The organism is Enterobacter sp. ECC-219, assembly GCF_043966805.1.
Taxonomy (GTDB): domain Bacteria; phylum Pseudomonadota; class Gammaproteobacteria; order Enterobacterales; family Enterobacteriaceae; genus Enterobacter; species Enterobacter cloacae_N.
The window spans coordinates 3,410,672-3,423,874 of record NZ_CP143680.1 but is presented as its reverse complement, the minus strand read 5'-3'; the positions used below and the strand labels follow the sequence as shown (position 1 = coordinate 3,423,874).

Genomic DNA, 13,203 nt, shown 5'->3' with positions numbered 1-13,203 from the left:
ATTATTATTTTTTGTTCCGTACTATACAGTCGGGCTATAAATGATATAGTGGTTATAGTTAACCCTTTTCTTATTATCAAATCGTCTTAAGCGATTGACCGCGTGCGCTAAATCGGATGGTCTGGCATGAAATTACAGCAGCTTCGTTATATCGTTGAGGTGGTGAATCACAACCTTAATGTCTCTTCTACCGCCGAGGGGCTCTATACCTCGCAACCGGGCATCAGCAAGCAGGTTCGCATGCTGGAGGACGAATTAGGTATTCAGATTTTCGCCCGCAGCGGTAAGCACCTTACCCAGGTGACGCCAGCAGGGCAGGAAATCATCCGTATTGCGCGGGAAGTCCTCTCCAAAGTCGATGCGATTAAGTCTGTGGCGGGGGAACATACCTGGCCGGATAAAGGCTCGCTGTATATTGCCACGACGCACACCCAGGCGCGCTATGCGTTACCGGGTGTTATTAAGGGCTTTATCGAGCGCTATCCGCGCGTCTCTCTGCATATGCACCAGGGTTCGCCGACGCAAATTGCTGAGGCGGTGTCGAAGGGCAATGCAGATTTTGCCATCGCGACGGAAGCGCTCCATTTGTATGACGATCTGGTCATGCTTCCGTGCTATCACTGGAACCGCTCCATTGTGGTGACTCCCGATCACCCGCTGGCGGGCAAAGGGTCGGTGACAATCGAAGAGCTGGCGCAATATCCTTTAGTCACCTACACGTTTGGCTTCACCGGACGTTCTGAGCTTGATACCGCCTTCAACCGGGCCGGGTTAACGCCGCGGATTGTCTTTACCGCAACCGATGCTGACGTGATTAAGACCTATGTACGGCTTGGCCTGGGGGTAGGGGTGATCGCCAGCATGGCGGTCGACCCGGTATCAGACCCCGACCTGGTGCGTCTTGATGCGCATGATATTTTCAGCCATAGCACGACAAAAATTGGCTTCCGTCGTAGTACCTTCCTGCGAAGCTATATGTATGATTTTATTCAGCGCTTTGCCCCGCATTTAACGCGTGACGTGGTGGATACCGCCGTGGCATTACGCTCAAATGAAGATATTGAAGAGATGTTTAAAGATATCAAACTCCCCGAAAAATAATCACACCCGGTATCTTTCCCTGAGGGAAAGATACCGAAATATCGGCTTAAAGCTAAATTAGAATTATCATCATCTGCACTTTCCCTGTCATATATTGCCATTATCCTTTTAATTTGTGTGGTTTTAATGTCGTGAATTGGCGACAAAAATAGAAACTAATTAACGGCTACGCAAATTTTTCTTTTCAAATATTTATTTCTGGTCAAAAGATTGAATATTTCATGCCTCCTGATGCGTAAATTCACTGGCTTTTCGGCTAAAGTTTCTTTAGGATTTATCTCAACAGATGATTAATTGTACCAATTGTTTGGTCCTAAATGATAAGCGATATCGATTGTATGAGGTTAGCAATGCCTTCAGGAAGTGAAGAACCGCAAAGGGATCCTGCGCTCAAGCGTAAAGCCTGGCTGGCGGTCTTTCTCGTTTCCGCCCTGTTCTGGGTGATGGTTGCTCTCCTGGCCTGGAAATATTGGGGTTGAATATGGCAGTGACGGTACGTACAGAAACGGCAAAACGGATGTGTCAGCATCATGACACTGTTCACAAAGGACGCAAAGCCCCTGCGACAGCTGTGCCAGCGTCCTGGAAACTGACGCCGCAGCAGCAGGCTTTTATTGATGTGTTCGCGGAAGACGAACCCAAAAAACAATAATTTAGTTTATTGCGTAATGATGCAGCTAGTCTGAATAATGATTGTGCACCTTTGTACTCTTTAATAAATACACATCAGCAATATAGCACGAGGACCTGCCTCGGAATGTTTAATAAATAATGCCTGGTGTCCCTATGATGAATAACATGATGTCTCAAAAATACTGGTCATGGATCGGCGTTTTTACCCTGTCGATTCTTTTCTGGAGTCAGCTCATCTGGCTGGCCATCCACTAAATGATAAAACCTCGCTGCGGCGGGGTTTTTTGTTTTGCTCTCCTCTGGACCATTCCTAAATTTATCAATTCGGGTTGTTATCAAAACGTTACGACATCTTTGTGTTATCTTTAATTACGGCCCTGATGATTGTCAGGACATCTCTGTAATTAAGGAGGAGCTTATGTCGTTAACCCTACGCGAAGCCAGTAAGGACACATTACAGGCAGAAAATAAAACCTGGCACTACTATAGCCTGCCGCTGGCTGCCAGAACGCTTGGGGACATTTCGCGTTTACCCAAGTCATTGAAAGTTTTGCTGGAAAACCTATTGCGCTGGCAGGACGGTGATTCCGTCACTCTCGACGATATTCAGGCGCTGGCGGGGTGGCTTAAGAATGCCCATGCCGACAGAGAAATTGCCTACCGCCCGGCAAGGGTCCTGATGCAGGACTTCACCGGCGTGCCTGCCGTGGTGGATCTCGCCGCCATGCGTGAGGCGGTTAAACGCCTCGGTGGCGATACGGCTAAAGTGAACCCGCTTTCCCCCGTCGACCTCGTGATTGACCACTCCGTAACCGTTGACCACTTCGGTGATGACGATGCCTTTGGCGAGAACGTGCGTCTTGAGATGGAGCGTAACCACGAGCGTTACGTCTTCCTGAAGTGGGGCCAGCAGGCGTTCAGCCGCTTTAGCGTAGTTCCACCCGGCACCGGTATCTGTCACCAGGTTAACCTTGAATATCTCGGTAAAGCCGTCTGGAGTGAATTGCAGGACAAAGAGTGGGTGGCTTATCCGGACACGCTGGTGGGCACAGATTCCCATACCACTATGATTAACGGCCTCGGCGTGCTGGGCTGGGGTGTCGGCGGTATCGAAGCGGAAGCCGCCATGCTCGGTCAGCCGGTCTCCATGCTCATCCCTGATGTTGTGGGCTTTAAGCTCACCGGGAAGCTCTCTGAAGGCATTACCGCCACCGATCTGGTGCTCACCGTTACCCAGATGCTGCGTAAGCATGGCGTAGTGGGCAAATTTGTTGAATTTTACGGTGACGGGCTGGATTCGCTGCCGCTGGCTGACCGTGCGACCATCGCCAACATGGCGCCAGAATATGGCGCAACCTGCGGCTTTTTCCCCATTGATGACGTCACGCTGGAGTACATGCGCCTGAGCGGTCGCAGCGAAGAGCAGGTGGCGCTGGTGGAGGCGTATACCAAAGCGCAGGGCATGTGGCGTAATCCGGGCGATGAGCCGGTATTTACCAGCACGCTCGCGCTCGACATGGGAAGCGTTGAGGCGAGCCTCGCCGGTCCGAAGCGTCCGCAGGATCGCGTGGCGTTAAGCGACGTGCCAAAAGCGTTTGCCGCCAGCAATGAGCTGGAAGTCAACGTGGCGAAAAAGGACCATCGCCCAATCGACTATGTTCTGAACGGACATCAGTATCAGCTCCCGGACGGCGCGGTTGTCATTGCCGCCATTACCTCCTGCACCAATACCTCGAACCCCAGCGTGTTGATGGCGGCCGGTCTGCTGGCTAAAAAAGCGGTTGAGCTGGGGCTGAAACCCCAGCCGTGGGTCAAGGCCTCGCTGGCACCAGGCTCGAAAGTGGTTTCGGATTACCTGGCACAGGCCAGGCTAACGCCGTATCTTGACGAGCTGGGCTTTAACCTCGTGGGCTACGGCTGTACCACCTGTATAGGTAACTCCGGCCCGCTGCCTGAACCTATTGAAACGGCAATCAGGCAGGGCGATCTGACGGTTGGCGCAGTCCTTTCCGGCAACCGTAACTTTGAAGGGCGTATTCACCCGCTGGTGAAAACCAACTGGCTCGCTTCGCCGCCGCTGGTGGTGGCCTACGCGCTGGCCGGAAACATGAATATTAACCTGGCGACCGATCCCATTGGTCACGACCGCAAGAATGAGCCTGTCTACCTGAAAGATATCTGGCCGTCCTCGCGTGAAATTGCGATGGCCGTTGAAAAGGTTTCTACCGAGATGTTCCGCAAAGAGTATGCGGAAGTGTTTGAAGGTACGCCGGAATGGAAAGCCATCAACGTTGTGGGCTCGGACACCTATGACTGGCAGGACGACTCAACCTATATTCGTCTGTCGCCGTTTTTTGATGAGATGCTGGCCGAGCCTGCACCGCTTAAGGATATCCATGGCGCGCGCATACTGGCGATGCTGGGAGACTCCGTCACCACTGACCACATCTCTCCGGCGGGGAGTATCAAAGCCGACAGCCCGGCAGGCCGTTATCTGCAAAGCCGGGGAGTGGAGCGCCGCGATTTTAACTCTTACGGCTCGCGCCGCGGTAACCATGAAGTGATGATGCGCGGAACGTTTGCCAACATCCGCATTCGTAACGAAATGGTTCCGGGTGTGGAAGGGGGGATGACGCGCCATCTGCCGGGGACTGAAGTCGTGTCGATTTATGACGCAGCCGTCAAATATCAGCAGGAAGGTACGCCGCTGGCGGTTATCGCCGGGAAAGAGTATGGTTCCGGCTCCAGCCGTGACTGGGCGGCGAAAGGTCCACGTCTGCTTGGCGTTCGCGTGGTCATTGCCGAGTCATTTGAACGTATTCACCGCTCGAATCTAATTGGCATGGGGATCCTGCCGCTTGAGTTCCCGCAGGGCGTCACGCGCAAAACGCTGGGCCTGACCGGGGAAGAGCAGATTGATATTAGTGGCCTGCAAAACCTGCAGCCGGGCAAAACGGTGCCGGTGAAATTAACGCGGGCAGACGGGAAAACCGAGGTACTGGAATGCCGCTGTCGTATTGATACCGCAACCGAACTGACCTACTACCAGAACGACGGCATTTTACATTATGTGATCCGTAAGATGCTGGATTGATAAAAAAAGCCCGGCGTTTGTGCCGGGCTTTTTACTCTCACTCTTTCAGCAGATGGCCCATTTTGGCCGCTTTGGTATCGAGATAGTGGGCGTTTTTCGGGTTGCGGCCGACAATCAGCGGCACGCGCTCGACGATGTTGATCCCCGCTTCGGTGAGGATCTCAACTTTTTTCGGGTTATTGGTTAGCAGGCGAACCTCGTCCACGCCCAGCAGCTTGAACATATCGGCGCACAGCGTGAAGTCGCGTTCATCGGCGGCAAAACCGAGCTGGTGGTTGGCTTCCACCGTATCGTAACCCTGGTCCTGCAGTGCATAAGCGCGGATTTTATTCAGCAGACCAATGTTACGCCCTTCCTGACGGTGATAGAGCAGCACGCCGCGGCCTTCTTCGGCGATATGGGTAAGGGCTGCTTCGAGCTGGAAACCGCAATCACAGCGCAGGCTGAACAACGCGTCGCCGGTCAGACACTCCGAATGGACGCGGGAAAGTACCGGCGTCTGCCCTGAAATGTCGCCGTAGACCAGCGCGACATGATCCTGTCCGGTTGCCAGTTCTTCAAACCCCACCATCAGGAAATCGCCCCATGGGGTTGGCAGTTTGGCTTCTGCCACACGTTTAAGCTGCATGTGATTCTCCAGAGTAGGCTGACACGTTTCGTGCCTTACGCCTGTTTTGCTTTCTGTATTTGTTCATTTTGCCACAAGCTCAGCACGTTCGCCTAATGGGCACCATGCTATATGAACGTTAAACGCACGATCCGACATATCCACCCATCGAATGAATTTCAGTTATGATTGTGAGGCTTAGCGAAAAAGGAGAAGACATGCTTTCAATCGCCAGACGTACGGCAGCAGGCGCGGCCATTTTACTGATTATGCCTTTGGCCGTGTGGGTCTCCGGCTGGATGTGGCAGCCGGGGCAGAATGCCACGTGGCTGAAAACGTTATACTGGATAACGGAAACGGTCACGCAACCGTGGGGAATTATTACCCACGTCATCCTTTGCGGCTGGTTCTTGTGGTGCTTGCGCTTTCGATTGCGCGCGGCGCTAATGCTCTTTGCTATCCTCGGCGGCGCGATCGTTATTGGACAGGGTGTGAAGTCCTGGGTAAAGGATCATGTTCAGGAGCCAAGACCTTTTGTCGTCTGGCTGGAAAAAGCGCACCATGTTCCGGTGGATGAGTTCTACAATTTAAAGCGTAAAGATCGCGGTGCGCTGGTGAAAGAACAGCTTGCGGAACAGGAAGATATACCCAAATTCCTGCGTAAGCACTGGCAAAAAGAGACGGGTTTCGCGTTTCCTTCCGGCCATACGATGTTTGCGGCCAGCTGGGCGTTGCTGGGCGTTGGGCTGCTTTGGCCTCGACGTCGCACGATGACCATCGCGATTTTACTGGTTTGGGCGACAGGGGTTATGGGCAGCCGCTTGCTGCTGGGGATGCACTGGCCGCGGGATCTGGTGGTTGCTACGCTGATCTCCTGGATGCTGGTAACGCTGGCAACCTGGCTTGCAGAACGGTTCTGCGGCCCGCTCACGCCACCGCCTGAAGAGAAAGAAGAGATCGCCGAAAGGGAGCAAAGCGACGCCTGACGGTTGATATTGTGCATTTCGCCCATAAATCCATGACGTGCGCGTTACTTTTTCCGTTTCGCGCCCGTCGCTAAAATGGTAGTTTATAAGGCTGATTGCGGTGGGTTGAACACACTTTATTCGCTTGAACCACATAACGGGAAGTAATGTGAAATATTTACTCATTTTCTTACTGGTATTGGCGATTTTTGTCATTTCAGTCACATTGGGTGCACAAAACGATCAGCAGGTGACGTTTAACTATCTGCTTGCGCAGGGCGAGTATCGCGTATCAAGTCTGCTGGCGGTCCTGTTTGCTGCAGGCTTTGCCATAGGCTGGCTGGTTTGCGGCCTGTTTTGGTTGAAGGTTCGTGTTTCTCTTGCGCGCGCTGAACGTAAAATTAAACGACTTGAGCATAATATTGCGCCTGCGTCCGACATTCCGGAAAGCTCAGGTGTGCCGGTCGTGAAGGAATAATCGACTATGCTGGAGTTGTTGTTTCTGCTTTTGCCTGTAGCCGCAGCCTATGGCTGGTATATGGGCCGCAGAAGTGCGCAACAAACAAAACAGGATGAGGCTAACCGACTCTCCCGCGACTACGTTGCGGGGGTGAACTTCCTCCTGAGCAATCAGCAGGACAAAGCGGTAGACCTGTTCCTCGATATGCTGAAAGAGGATACGGGGACCGTAGAAGCCCATCTCACTCTCGGTAACCTGTTCCGCTCTCGCGGCGAGGTTGACCGCGCCATCCGTATCCACCAGACCCTGATGGAAAGCGCCTCCCTGACATACGAACAGCGTCTCCTGGCGGTACAACAGCTGGGCCGAGACTATATGGCCGCGGGGCTGTACGATCGCGCTGAAGATATGTTCAACCAGCTGGTAGATGAAACGGATTTCCGCATTGGCGCGCTGCAGCAGTTGCTGCAGATTTACCAGGCCACCAGCGACTGGCAGAAAGCCATTGATACGGCCGAGCGTCTGGTGAAGCTGGGTAAAGACAAGCAGCGCGTTGAAATTGCGCATTTCTACTGCGAGCTTGCCCTACAGCAGATGGGCAACGACGACATGGATAAAGCCATGGCGTTACTGAAGAAAGGCGCCGCCGCGGACCGCAATAGCGCGCGCATCTCTATCATGATGGGGCGTGTTTTTATGGCCAGCGGCGACTACGCTAAAGCCGTTGAAAGCCTGCTGCGGGTTATTGACCAGGACAAAGAGCTGGTCAGCGAAACGCTTGAAATGCTGCAAACCTGCTATCAGCAGTTGGACAAGCAGGAAGAGTGGGTGGCATTCCTGCGCCGTTGCGTGGAAGAGAATACCGGCGCGACCGCTGAGCTGATGCTCTCAGACGTGGTTGAGCAATATGAGGGGAGCGACACCGCACAGGTTTATATTACCCGTCAGCTGCAGCGTCATCCCACGATGCGCGTATTCCATAAGCTGATGGATTACCATCTTAACGATGCGGAAGAAGGGCGCGCCAAAGAGAGCCTGATGGTGCTGCGCGACATGGTTGGTGAGCAGGTGCGCAGCAAACCGCGTTACCGTTGTCAGAAGTGTGGTTTTACCGCGTATACGCTCTACTGGCACTGTCCTTCCTGCCGTGCCTGGTCTACCATCAAGCCTATTCGTGGCCTTGACGGGCAGTAATTTTTTAAAATCCCTCATTTTAGTTACAACATACTAAAGTTTTACCTCTCTCTCAGCACCGTGCGGTTTGTCGGTCTGGCAGGCACGTAAATGGATTCTGTCAATTTAGGGCGGCGGCAGGTAGAATGCTGGCCGTTTATCTGTTCCGCGCCGCTGCGCGCCCATAGACGAAAAGGGCTGGTCATGACGTCTGTTACTTCTTCCACTTCCCGCGTTATTACGGATTCTCCTGTTGTTGTCGCGCTTGATTACAATAAGCGCGATGCTGCACTGGCCTTTGTCGACGGTATCGATCCCCGCGATTGTCGTCTGAAAGTTGGTAAAGAGATGTTCACGCTGTTTGGACCGCAAATCGTCCGCGATCTGCAGCAGCGCGGTTTCGATGTCTTCCTCGATCTTAAATTCCATGATATCCCGAACACCACGGCGCACGCCGTTGCCGCCGCTGCGGAACTGGGTGTGTGGATGGTCAACGTGCACGCGTCGGGCGGGGCGAGAATGATGACAGCCGCTCGCGAAGCGCTCCTGCCGTTCGGCAACGATGCGCCATTACTGATTGCGGTCACCGTGCTGACCAGCATGGACGAAAGCGATTTGCGCGACCTTGGCGTGACGTTGTCACCAGCCGAGCACGCTGAACGCCTGGCGCGTCTGACGCAGAACTGCGGCCTTGATGGCGTCGTCTGCTCTGCTCAGGAAGCGGTGCGCTTCAAGTCAGAGCTGGGCAACGCGTTTAAGCTGGTTACGCCGGGCATTCGTCCGGCAGGCAGCGACGTGGGCGATCAGCGCCGTATTATGACGCCTGAGCAGGCGTTGGCCGCAGGCGTTGATTACATGGTTATCGGGCGTCCGGTGACGCAGTCTGCGCACCCGGCAGAGACGCTTAAGGCTATCAACGCATCACTGAAAAAGGGGGCGCAATGACCGATTCCAACAGTCGTCTGGTTTACTCAACGGAGAGCGGGCGCATAGACGAACCGAAAATGAAAGCGGAGCGTCCGAAAGGTGACGGTATTGTCCGCATCCAGCGTCAGACCAGCGGACGAAAAGGAAAGGGGGTCTGCCTGATCTCCGGGATTGATCTGGATGATGCGGAACTGAACAAGCTGGCAGCCGAACTGAAAAAGAAATGTGGCTGCGGCGGTGCCGTTAAGGACGGCATTATCGAAATACAGGGCGATAAACGCGATTTAATTAAATCGCTGCTTGAAGCCAAAGGCATGAAAGTTAAACTGGCAGGCGGTTAAAATAAATAAGCCACGGCAAATGCCGTGGCTCGTGTTATATACGTGCGTTAGTCAGACCTGAAATGCGATGCTAAATCGCCATAACGGGAAGGCTTATAGAATAATTATTTGCCGACCTGGTGACCGATAATACCACCGACAGCGGCGCCGCCTAATGTACCCAGCGTACTACCATCCGTTAATACTGCACCACCGAGCGCACCAGCACCGGCGCCAATAGCGGTGTTACGGTCACGTTTAGACCAGTTAGAGCACGCGCTCAGGGACATTGCTACAGTGATTGCCAGAACAGCGGCGGCTAATTTTTTGCTGGTTAAGGTCATAATACTTTCTCCTGAATTATCGATTCACGGAAAGATGTACACGTTAAGTATAGTCAAAATGAATACTTAATTCTTTTCCCGTGAAAGCTGGTCGCGCAGGCGTTACGTAATCACGCAAGTGATAGTCACTTCCTGTTATATCGCTAACATTAATTTTACGACTTTACGGCAGGTTAAACAGGTAAAAACTCTTAAAGGAAGGTTAGGAATCCTCTCAGACGAAGGGGGCATATGCGCCCGGCATACGGGCGCAAAATGGAGTCAGGCGGAGGTTTTAATAATATCGACAATGAGACCGTCTTCTTCCAGTTTAATACGATGTTCGTCGCTTAACCTTTCGTCGGTAATTACGCGGCTGAAGCGCGCGGCTGGACCCATGGTGTAAGGATGAACGGCACCAAATTTGGAACTGTCGGTCAACACAATGGCTTCACACTCTTTTTCCAGGACGGCATTAACCACGTCAGATCGCATCATATCCCGGCCGGTGAAGCCTGTCTCCGGCTGCCAGCCGTCAATCCCGATAAACGCCTTACTGAAATGAACCTGCTGGACATACTGCCGGGTCAGCGGGCCTACCATGCTCTCACTCTTTTTCTGGTAAATGCCGCCCAGTAAAATCACCTCACAGCGTGTCTCTTTGAGCAAATGGGCGATATAGCTGCTGACGGTGATGATGGTAACGTCTTTTTGTTCGGCAAGCGTACGTGCCAGCAGGGCGTTGCTGCTGCCGTTTTCAATAAAGACCGTCTCGCCTGGGTTTACCAGCGATGCGGCAAATTCTGCCAGTTCTCGTTTAAGCGCGTAGTTATTCATCATGCGCGTCTCAACGTCGTCGCTGTCCAGCGGCACGGCATAGCCATGCGCACGGCGCAGGTAGCTCTGTTTTTCCAGCAGATTAAGATCCTGACGGATGGTGACTTCGGAAACGCCGGTGGTTTTCGCGAGTTCGACTACGCTTACGCGCCCCTGATCGATGACCATCTGCAAAATGAGTTGTTGTCGGGAATTCATAGCATCCAATTAATAAAGCGAAACGAGGTCTTGGACAGTGGGATTAAACTTCCCACGGCGCTTTAGGCTGTCGGTTTTCGGGGGCATTGTCAGCGCCATCCTGAGCGAGGAGTTCAGACTTCAGGATCTCGAGATTACGGATCGCAGAGTGATAATCACCCGCCACCAGGATATCCAGCACGGTATCAATACGTTGTGCTACAGCTTGTGGATCAATAGTAGACATAATCTCTCCCCAGGAACGAAAAGTTAATAATTTCAATGATGCAGAAAATAGGGTCAAAAGAGAAGGGAAAAAACGCCATAACGAAATTACATAAACGAAAGTGAACCTCTTTATGGCCTTAACGCTGTTGTCGCGCTTGATATCGTTTTAGCCAGCGCTCGAATGCGGCAGCGGGCATCGGCTTAGCGAAAAGAAAACCCTGTCGTTCGTTGACGCCGTTCTTGGTCAGAAAGGCGTCCTCTTTTGCGTTCTCCACCCCTTCGGCAATCACCTGCAGATTTAGCGCCTGCGCCACTGCGACAATGGCGCGCACCAGAGACTGGGAGACAGAGTGCTTATGAATATCTCTGACAAAAGCCTGATCGAGCTTAATAGCGTCAATAGGAAAACGCGCCAGCTGTGAGAGAGAAGAGTAGCCGGTACCGAAATCGTCCAGATGAATTTGTGCCCCGAGCCGGCTGAATTGCTGGATCACAGAGAGCGCCAGCTCTTCGTTTTCGATAAGACAGCTTTCGGTCAACTCGACATCGATAGGGCAGTACTCAAAATGCAGATCCTTAAGCGCCTGCTTTAACTCACTGAAAATTGTCTGGTCGGCGAGCTGACGTGCTGAGACGTTCACCGCCACGCGCAGGTTAATTCCCTTGTCTCGCCATTTTGCCACCTGTCGAACCACATCAAGCATCACCCAGCGACCCAGCGGGACAATCAAACCGGACTCCTCGGCATAAGAGATAAATTCCAGAGGAGGGATCAGCCCGCGCTCGGGCGACTGCCAGCGGACCAGCGCTTCAAGGCTTCTGACCTCTCCGCGCCAGGTGATTTTTGGCTGGTAGTGGATCAGGAGCTGATCGTTATCCAGCGCTTTACGCAGGTTGGTGTCCAGCCACAGATACTCAAACACGCGCTGGTTCATCTCGGGGGAGAAGACGCAGAACTTGCCACGGCCGTTTTCCTTGGCGGTGTACATAGCGGTATCGGCATTGCGAATCACGCTTTCCCGATCGTTCCCGTGTTGCGGCGCGAGGGCGATTCCCAGGGAGCAACCGGTGTAAACCTCAATCAGACCGATTCTGAACGGCTGACGCAGGCGGGTCAAAATGCGCGACGCCATCGCTTCCAGAGAGCCCTGAGAGGTATGGGTGGCCATAACGATAAACTCATCGCCACCGAGCCGCGCTAAAACTTGCCCCTCATCCAGGCAACTCAGAAGGGCAAGTGCAACCGCCTGCAGCAGCTGATCGCCGAACATATGTCCGTAGGCATCGTTGACCTTTTTGAAGTTATCCAGGTCGAGGTACACCACGCCAACCTGCGTATCACCGCGGTTGGCTATGGCGCCTGAAATCAGCTCGTGGATCGCGTTGCGGTTTGGCAAGCCGGTGATGGTATCAGTATTGGCCAACACGCGCAGGCGCTCCTGCGCCCGCCGTTCTTCGGTAATGTCGGTCCCTGAACAAATAAGAAAAATTTCATTTTTACCGCTGCCGCTGTGAACGAATTTATTTCTGAACAGAAACAAGCGTTGCCCTTTCCGCGTTTTGATCCAGCGTTCGACTTCGTAGGAGCTGCTGTTGCGAAAGATACCCGCAATGTTGCGCTTCGAAGCTGCCGCTTCACTGCGGCTCATGAACAGTTCAAACACGTTCTGGCCAATGACTTCGTGTTCTTTCAGACCGGTGTACTCTTCACTCAGGCGGTTAAAACGCTGGATATTGCCGTTTTGATCGAGAATAACAATGACGGAATTCGCTTCAGAAACAACCTGTTCTGCAAAGGAGAGCCCCTGAGCCAGATCGCGTGCCACGGAGGGTGTATCGTTCCAGGCGGAGGCCGTGCCGGCCCACTCGTTGCGGGTTATTTTTCGTCCGACAAGATGGACGGGAACTTCTTCGCCATAAAGAGACAGGTTCATAGAAATGCTGGAGGTAATCACCGTTAGCTGGCGGATCAGTGCGGCCTGATCGTCGGCCAGCGTGACCACCTGAGTGACGTCTGCATTTTCGCTGGCAGCAAGGTGCAGAGCGTTGCTATCAGCCGACAATCGCCACCACGGGCTGTGAGTACCCGTGTAACGAAACAGCAAATTCTGCACAAGTTCGTCGATCATGATTTCTCCCGCCGCGACGTATTAGCGCACAAATTATTCATTTGCCGTCGACTTTTCCGTTGAAAATTGCGGCAAAGCCGCAGTGAAAGTATTGTTTTTCTGAGCTTTTTTATAATAAAACGCATCAGGCATATAAAAATGCTGAGCGTATAAAATCCACGTGCCCGAACAGGACAGCACTCTTTTACTGTAGATAATTATGGCCATTTTGGGCGAGCCGGGACTGAAA

15 protein-coding genes are annotated in these 13,203 nt (G+C 52.9%); 10 read left to right on the top strand and 5 right to left on the bottom strand.

Annotation, left to right across the window (positions count from 1 at the left end; translation table 11 throughout):
• Window positions 1-126 precede the first annotated feature (126 nt).
• The 5 genes from cysB to acnA all read left to right on the top strand — a co-directional run bounded on the left by cysB (window position 127) and on the right by acnA (window position 4,828).
• The gene (gene cysB, locus V1603_RS16265) at window positions 127-1,101 is read left to right on the top strand and encodes an HTH-type transcriptional regulator CysB (protein ID WP_061097998.1); all 975 of its coding nucleotides are present in this window, start codon (window positions 127-129) and stop codon (window positions 1,099-1,101) included.
• 338 nt (window positions 1,102-1,439) lie between these two features.
• Window positions 1,440-1,580 carry a YmiA family putative membrane protein gene (locus tag V1603_RS16260; RefSeq protein WP_213743510.1) on the top strand — a complete coding sequence of 47 codons (141 nt, stop codon included), beginning with the start codon at window positions 1,440-1,442 and terminating at the stop codon, window positions 1,578-1,580.
• A 2-nt stretch (window positions 1,581-1,582) separates the two neighbouring features.
• Window positions 1,583-1,753, top strand: coding sequence for a hypothetical protein (locus tag V1603_RS16255; RefSeq protein WP_032644881.1), 171 nt, complete (start codon window positions 1,583-1,585; stop codon window positions 1,751-1,753).
• A 137-nt stretch (window positions 1,754-1,890) separates the two neighbouring features.
• Window positions 1,891-1,989 (top strand): small membrane protein YmiC, encoded by a 99-nt coding sequence (gene ymiC / locus V1603_RS16250; RefSeq protein ID WP_226857662.1) that lies wholly within the window; start codon window positions 1,891-1,893, stop codon window positions 1,987-1,989.
• 163 nt (window positions 1,990-2,152) lie between these two features.
• Window positions 2,153-4,828 (top strand): aconitate hydratase AcnA, encoded by a 2,676-nt coding sequence (gene acnA / locus V1603_RS16245; protein ID WP_116339493.1) that lies wholly within the window; start codon window positions 2,153-2,155, stop codon window positions 4,826-4,828.
• Window positions 4,829-4,865: 37 nt separating this feature from the next.
• Here acnA and ribA read toward each other — a convergent pair whose 3' ends face one another.
• A complete protein-coding gene (ribA, locus tag V1603_RS16240) occupies window positions 4,866-5,456 on the bottom strand; it encodes a GTP cyclohydrolase II (RefSeq protein WP_028013401.1) in 591 nt (196 codons plus the stop codon).
• A 197-nt stretch (window positions 5,457-5,653) separates the two neighbouring features.
• Here ribA and pgpB point away from each other — a divergent pair, with 197 nt between their 5' ends.
• The 5 genes from pgpB (at window position 5,654) to yciH (ending at window position 9,301) form a co-directional block, all read left to right on the top strand.
• The gene (pgpB, locus tag V1603_RS16235; RefSeq protein ID WP_395312951.1) at window positions 5,654-6,421 is read left to right on the top strand and encodes a phosphatidylglycerophosphatase B; all 768 of its coding nucleotides are present in this window, start codon (window positions 5,654-5,656) and stop codon (window positions 6,419-6,421) included.
• Window positions 6,422-6,569: 148 nt separating this feature from the next.
• Window positions 6,570-6,878, top strand: a complete 309-nt coding sequence (locus V1603_RS16230) for a LapA family protein (protein WP_014884085.1) — start codon at window positions 6,570-6,572, stop codon at window positions 6,876-6,878.
• Between the two features lie 6 nt (window positions 6,879-6,884).
• Window positions 6,885-8,054 carry a lipopolysaccharide assembly protein LapB gene (gene lapB, locus V1603_RS16225; RefSeq protein WP_116339499.1) on the top strand — a complete coding sequence of 390 codons (1,170 nt, stop codon included), beginning with the start codon at window positions 6,885-6,887 and terminating at the stop codon, window positions 8,052-8,054.
• A gap of 183 nt (window positions 8,055-8,237) precedes the next feature.
• Window positions 8,238-8,978 carry an orotidine-5'-phosphate decarboxylase gene (gene pyrF / locus V1603_RS16220; protein ID WP_116341110.1) on the top strand — a complete coding sequence of 247 codons (741 nt, stop codon included), beginning with the start codon at window positions 8,238-8,240 and terminating at the stop codon, window positions 8,976-8,978.
• Window positions 8,975-9,301 (top strand): stress response translation initiation inhibitor YciH, encoded by a 327-nt coding sequence (yciH, locus tag V1603_RS16215; RefSeq protein WP_063942363.1) that lies wholly within the window; start codon window positions 8,975-8,977, stop codon window positions 9,299-9,301. The genes pyrF and yciH overlap by 4 nt, the downstream gene beginning before the upstream one ends.
• Window positions 9,302-9,405: 104 nt before the next feature.
• Here the strand turns inward: yciH and osmB are convergent, their stop codons facing one another.
• The 4 genes from osmB to pdeR all read right to left on the bottom strand — a co-directional run bounded on the left by osmB (window position 9,406) and on the right by pdeR (window position 12,974).
• Window positions 9,406-9,624, bottom strand: coding sequence for an osmotically-inducible lipoprotein OsmB (gene osmB, locus V1603_RS16210; RefSeq protein WP_008501216.1), 219 nt, complete (start codon window positions 9,622-9,624; stop codon window positions 9,406-9,408).
• A gap of 261 nt (window positions 9,625-9,885) precedes the next feature.
• Entirely contained in the window at window positions 9,886-10,638 is a 753-nt protein-coding gene (locus V1603_RS16205; RefSeq protein WP_116339501.1) for a DNA-binding transcriptional regulator YciT, read from the bottom strand.
• 43 nt (window positions 10,639-10,681) lie between these two features.
• On the bottom strand, window positions 10,682-10,864 hold the full coding sequence (locus V1603_RS16200) for a hypothetical protein (protein ID WP_041909652.1): 183 nt from the start codon (window positions 10,862-10,864) through the stop codon (window positions 10,682-10,684).
• 118 nt (window positions 10,865-10,982) lie between these two features.
• Window positions 10,983-12,974: a cyclic di-GMP phosphodiesterase gene (gene pdeR, locus V1603_RS16195; RefSeq protein WP_163330857.1), complete on the bottom strand. Its 1,992-nt coding sequence runs from the start codon at window positions 12,972-12,974 to the stop codon at window positions 10,983-10,985.
• Between the last annotated feature and the right edge of the window lie 229 nt (window positions 12,975-13,203).

Excerpts from the sequence above, each read along its gene's own strand:
- cysB (WP_061097998.1), top strand. The coding sequence starts at position 127 with ATGAAATTACAGCAGCTTCGTTATATCGTTGAGGTGGTGAATCACAAC.
- V1603_RS16260 (WP_213743510.1), top strand. The coding sequence starts at position 1,440 with ATGAGGTTAGCAATGCCTTCAGGAAGTGAAGAACCGCAAAGGGATCCT.
- V1603_RS16255 (WP_032644881.1), top strand. The coding sequence starts at position 1,583 with ATGGCAGTGACGGTACGTACAGAAACGGCAAAACGGATGTGTCAGCAT.
- ymiC (WP_226857662.1), top strand. The coding sequence starts at position 1,891 with ATGAATAACATGATGTCTCAAAAATACTGGTCATGGATCGGCGTTTTT.
- acnA (WP_116339493.1), top strand. The coding sequence starts at position 2,153 with ATGTCGTTAACCCTACGCGAAGCCAGTAAGGACACATTACAGGCAGAA.
- ribA (WP_028013401.1), bottom strand. The coding sequence starts at position 5,456 with ATGCAGCTTAAACGTGTGGCAGAAGCCAAACTGCCAACCCCATGGGGC.
- pgpB (WP_395312951.1), top strand. The coding sequence starts at position 5,654 with ATGCTTTCAATCGCCAGACGTACGGCAGCAGGCGCGGCCATTTTACTG.
- lapB (WP_116339499.1), top strand. The coding sequence starts at position 6,885 with ATGCTGGAGTTGTTGTTTCTGCTTTTGCCTGTAGCCGCAGCCTATGGC.
- pyrF (WP_116341110.1), top strand. The coding sequence starts at position 8,238 with ATGACGTCTGTTACTTCTTCCACTTCCCGCGTTATTACGGATTCTCCT.
- yciH (WP_063942363.1), top strand. The coding sequence starts at position 8,975 with ATGACCGATTCCAACAGTCGTCTGGTTTACTCAACGGAGAGCGGGCGC.
- osmB (WP_008501216.1), bottom strand. The coding sequence starts at position 9,624 with ATGACCTTAACCAGCAAAAAATTAGCCGCCGCTGTTCTGGCAATCACT.
- V1603_RS16205 (WP_116339501.1), bottom strand. The coding sequence starts at position 10,638 with ATGAATTCCCGACAACAACTCATTTTGCAGATGGTCATCGATCAGGGG.
- V1603_RS16200 (WP_041909652.1), bottom strand. The coding sequence starts at position 10,864 with ATGTCTACTATTGATCCACAAGCTGTAGCACAACGTATTGATACCGTG.
- pdeR (WP_163330857.1), bottom strand. The coding sequence starts at position 12,974 with ATGATCGACGAACTTGTGCAGAATTTGCTGTTTCGTTACACGGGTACT.